Source organism: Thiolapillus sp., from assembly GCF_048562965.1.
Taxonomy (GTDB): Bacteria; Pseudomonadota; Gammaproteobacteria; order Chromatiales; family Chromatiaceae; genus Thiolapillus; species Thiolapillus brandeum_A.
This window is the reverse complement of the sequence record NZ_JBHNMF010000282.1, coordinates 1-4,391: the sequence shown is the minus strand read 5'-3', so window position 1 is coordinate 4,391 and position 4,391 is coordinate 1. Positions and strand designations below refer to the sequence as shown.

General features: G+C 50.9%; 3 protein-coding genes. All 3 read left to right on the top strand.

What is annotated here, in order from left to right; genetic code table 11:
• The first annotated feature begins 166 nt into the window (after nt 1–166).
• A complete protein-coding gene (locus ACOCD2_RS13235; protein WP_293652459.1) occupies nt 167–1,960 on the top strand; it encodes a hypothetical protein in 1,794 nt (597 codons plus the stop codon).
• 17 nt (nt 1,961–1,977) lie between these two features.
• Nucleotides 1,978–3,555 (top strand): hypothetical protein, encoded by a 1,578-nt coding sequence (locus ACOCD2_RS13230; RefSeq protein ID WP_293652458.1) that lies wholly within the window; start codon nt 1,978–1,980, stop codon nt 3,553–3,555.
• Nucleotides 3,552–4,391 (top strand): hypothetical protein (locus ACOCD2_RS13225; protein ID WP_419625729.1); only part of this gene is annotated, 840 nt, incomplete at its 3' end. The genes ACOCD2_RS13230 and ACOCD2_RS13225, both read left to right, overlap by 4 nt.

Genomic DNA, 4,391 nt, shown 5'->3' with positions numbered 1-4,391 from the left:
AGCAGGATGCAGCAATCAGCGTATAGAACAAGCTCTAACGGGCAGTATGAACAAAATAGCAACTTTATTTCACCCGAAAATATACGGTGGAACAATGTTGCTTACTCTAAACTCTAGTAACTCTAATACAGATGGTTTTAAATTCAACGTGAACGTGTGAGGGAGAATGGAGATTCAACAGAATGGGTTCATTACTTATTTGAACTCATTGCACAATCTCGGTGCTAGTGGTGCTAACGCATTAGCGGAATCACAAGCACTGAGCCCCTATTTCGGTGATCTCTATGAGCCGTTCCCGTTAATCGGTCGGTTAGTAAAAGTGCTGACTGACAATGGGCAACGGGTTGTAGTGCTGACAGGACATGCTGGAGACGGCAAGTCTACGGTTGCGTTGGACGTGTTAAAAAAACTGCGAGCTTTGCCCGCAAGCGCACCTCTTAAAGATCCCCTCGGTGTGCGTGAGGATATCAAAGGGCCTAACGGACCAATCACCATCGTTAAGGACATGAGCGAGCTGAGTGCCGAGCGCCGACAACAGTGGTTAGGCCAGGCATTCGCCGAGTCTGGAAGTTGGTTAATTGTCAGTAACACTGGTCCTTTACTTAACAGCCTAGCAGGCTACGCGAAGGAGGCGGGCTTCGGACAAGATATCGAGAGTGTGATTCTCAAGCAGTTGGATCAGTCGCTTGGCGATGGTCCTCTGGACAGGCATAGGTTGGAAGGTTTTGGCAAAGAGTTGGTGATCATCAATCTCACTCGCCTGGACAACGTTGCACTTGGCGCCAAGATCCTGACAAAACTGGTAGAACATGAAGCGTGGAAGCAATGTGATGGTTGCAGCGCCGAGCAAGCTTGCCCACTGCAACTAAACCGCAAGGCCGTACTTGATGCCGGGTCTATAGTAGAGGAGCGGGTACGCTGGATTTATCAACGTCTCAGTGCATATGAGCAACGCCTGACACTACGCCAGATTGTTGCCCAGTTGGCCTTTGGTCTTACTGGTGGTATGAGTTGTGCTGAGGCGCAGCAACAAGTGACCGCATCCACGGCAGAGGGACAGGAGCAAGGGATCACCGGGCTGGAGCGTATCCTGTTCAGTGAGGGCTTTTTTGGTTATCGCGCTGGCAAGCCATGGCCCCAGGCTGAAGGTTTGCATGCTGTGACGTTAGTACGGCGGGCGACCTTTGGCGCGCCGATTGGAGTGAACTTTGAGTGCAGACTCCCATCCGAGGCCGGTATTGGTTGGGCTGTCTTGCCAGCATGGCTGGATGGGCTTGGCAGTCATTGGCGGCAGCGAGCAGCTGAGTCGGCTGGCGTACGTTGGCGTTTTGCTTTGCGGCGCATGGCCTATCTATTCGGAAACGTGGCACAGGATAAGGACAAGCCTGCAGCCGTGTTTCTTGATGCCTTTTTGCATTCACCTAGTCTCCGAGAATTCGACCACTGGCAGAAGGCTGAAAAGCTGACACTATCCCGCCCGGATGCCAATCGCTTGTGCACGTCCTGTTTGCGGGTTCTGTTGGAAGTATTCTCCGGATTTAGTGCCAGTCTATTTTCGAGGCATGACACACTCTATTTGACCCTGCGCCGTTCAGATTTGGGCGTGGTGCAGCCCACCCAACTGGTCATAGAAACCTTGCCGTTTAGGGACTTTGATCTGGATTTTGATTCAGATCGGCGAGTGCCGGTATTGAGTTTCGATAGGGGACGGGCCAGGCTTGATCTGACACTGCCGTTGCTGGATTACATTCGTCGCCGCGATGCCGGCGAGTTGGGCAACGCCCTGTCACCCATCCATCAGGCGCAGTTGGATTGGTTTCGGGCTGAGTTGCTGAAAGTAACCGAGGATAGGAGGCGTCGCAAGGATGAGATCGAATTGCTCCGCGCGGGCATTGATGGCGAGGTCCATCTGCATCGATTCTTGCTGGATCAAGACCAAAACATCTTAGAGCAAGGCTAATGGCGGAGCAGGAGAAAATGAGTACAGACCAGGATATCCTGTTGGATCGATTTCCATCAACCAGTGAGCGTGGCATTCCGGCGGATCAGACCAATCCAGCTATTCGGCTCTATGGTCGGCGCTTTTATAAAGACCAGACTCCGGTGGAATATCTGGCCGAGTTTTTACTGGTTTTCGTGTCGCCAAAGGGCGGACACCGAAATGGCGCCTATAGCTTGAGGCTCGAGACTGGTGATGATCCTCCATGCTACTGGCCGGATGATCGGATAGCACTCAAGTTATTTGCCTTTTTTCCTTCCTCTAAGCTTGAAACGCGCCACCCGGTTCATCAGAAAGCCTATCGGCAGGCTTTGGAGGACATCAAGGCCCGCGTATCAGGTTCCAGTGAAGAAAAAGATGAAGCGGTCCGATTGCTTCAGAGTCTCTTTGCTGGCTTTGTTGGAGTGGCAAAGAATAGAACCTGGGTCACCCATAGCTTTTTACCTGCCTCACCTACCTTGTTGGCAAGAGAGGTGGATTGGTTGCACTCCAAGGCTGTAAAAGATGCCGATCTTCAACATTGGGATGATGCAAAGAAATATTTCGCAATGGATCGACACAATTTTATGGCCCGAGGAGGGGAGTTACTGTTTCTTCAATTAGCCCATCTATTTTCTAGTGAAGGACATACGGCTGTTGACGCCATACGTTCTAGTGCAAATTATGAGTATCTTGCGCAATGTGATTTGGTCGAACTTAGAGAAGGCATTGAGATTGGACTTCGATCTATTCTTGAAGATGCCGTTGGCTCGATCAGCGAATTAGCACATTTTATTGAAGAAGCGCTGACCTCCTATCGTCTTTACGATCAAGACAAGCGCGCGCCACTGGGTTGGGTTCCTGCTGCAAGCGTTCCTGAAGCATTTTTGTTTGCCAGTGAACTAAACAACATATATCGGTCAACGCTTGGATCTCTGGAAAAGATTGATCTGTTGCAGATACTTACCTGCATGCAGGTTCTGCGCAGTCTCTGCTTTCAAGCTCAACGAATTGACGATCCCAGTAACCACGCAGATGGGTTTATTGGGGGGTATTCTTGGATTGTTGCTGACCCCAATGCAAAGAGTGGTTCCGCAGTTAGAAAGCTTGCCCAGAATTCCTTCGAACGTATCGAAGAAATGTTGTATCGGGTACTGAGAAAAGTAGCGAACTCCTCAGAAAAGCTCACTGAGGCCGATAAACATGGTTTTCAAATATTCCGAAAAATCGCCAAAGAGCTTGGGTTGGTTGTTCCTCGTACTGGCAAGGGGCAACGGTTTGTTTTGCCTCCGCAGCTTTTACGTTTCCTGGTTGCAGCCTTAGTCGAGCCTGGTGAGCGAGTGCGCCTGACGGAGTTCTACGCGCGGGTTTTCGCCCATTACGGTATCGCTTTGGGTGACAAGCAACTAGTGGTTGCTCTGGGTTGGAATGGCAGCGAATCTGTCACGAGGGACTACGCGGTAGCGGCGGATACGTCTTGGGTGGAGGAGGCTCTACAACAGGGCGGATTCCTCGTGGAGCTATCCGACGCAGTTTCAATTGTCCACAATCCGGGCAGCAAGGAGCCGCAGCCATGAATCTCTATATTGAGTCACTGATCGAATACCTGAAAGGTGAATGGGATCATGTACTAAAGATATCAGATGGGCCTAGGGAGGCGCGATTTATCGTTCAGAGCCTGGACCCTGAGAGCGTTTTTGCGTTGTTTAAGGCGTTGGATGACCACCGTCTATCCTGGCTGCAGAAACAGAACATTAAATGTTGCTTTCGTGTTGCCACAGGGTTGTGGCGTGAGTGGTGTCGAGATCCCGATGCGGAGGCTCAACTGCACCAGAAGATGGCAGTGCTAGGCGCCATAGGGCCAAATGGTGAACGTGATTGGATCGATGAGGAGGATCGTCTTACCTGGTACCGTAACCGTACTATCCAAGATTATGAGGGGGTAGATGGATTAGTCGTTGTCCTCGTGGGGCTAAACCATGCCTCTGACCAAGGTGGTTTGACGGATTTTCATCGTGTTGATGAGGCGCGAATTTGGTACGAGATGGGTGAGAGCTTTGTCCCTTGGATAAAGCGTATCAACAAGCGCTTAGATCTCAACGCGGTTGACGGAGAGCTAGAGCTATTCGATATGGTGCTTCAGCAGTTGTTCCAAGTGCGGCCCTTACGTTTGCACAAGCTGGCGGATTTTCTCGAACGTCAGGTTATTGCTGGAGGTGACTTCTACAGCCTGGCAGATTTCACCGAGCGATTCTTTGAGCTGCTTCCTTTCTGGGGAATTCCACCGCTGTTTACCAGTGGACAACCTGCCGATCTTCGTGGAAAGAAAGGCGCTGCTGTCCTGAAAGAGGCGGACGCTTTTATCTCACACCAGCGTTACAAGACCACTTCCGGGCGAAAAAGGGACTGGCTG